The sequence below is a fragment of the Microbacterium maritypicum MF109 genome (assembly GCF_000455825.1).
Classification (GTDB): Bacteria; Actinomycetota; Actinomycetes; order Actinomycetales; family Microbacteriaceae; genus Microbacterium; species Microbacterium maritypicum_A.
In genome coordinates this window covers 1-334 of the sequence record NZ_ATAO01000164.1, presented here as the reverse complement: position 1 = coordinate 334, position 334 = coordinate 1, and the positions used below count along the sequence as shown (strand labels likewise).

Here is a 334-nt window from a genome sequence, read left to right as displayed (position 1 = left end):
GTCTACCCGTGCGCGTATCGCTTCTTCGACGTGGGCGACCTCATGACGAACACCCTCGGCGCGGTCATCGGCTGCATCGCGGCGATCCTCGTCCCGCGATCGCTGCGCGGCGTGAAGGTGAGCCCGGACGCTGATCGTCCCCGTCCGGTCAGCCGCGGCCGCCGCCTGCTCGCGATGCTGTGCGACTTCCTCGCCTACGGGTTCCTGAGCGTGGGGGCCGGGGTGACCGTGCAGGTGTGGCTGGAGTTCGTCGTGGACGACCGCGCCGCGGTGCTCGACGGCGCCCTCGCATCCGCCGCCGCCACCATCGTCCCCTCAGCACTGTTCCTGGTGC

Annotated in this window: 1 pseudogene; it reads left to right on the top strand. The window is 71.0% G+C overall.

From position 1 onward, the window contains the following. Positions 1-42: 42 nt before the first annotated feature. Positions 43-334 (top strand): annotated as a pseudogene (locus tag L687_RS0121480) (VanZ family protein); the annotation flags it as partial.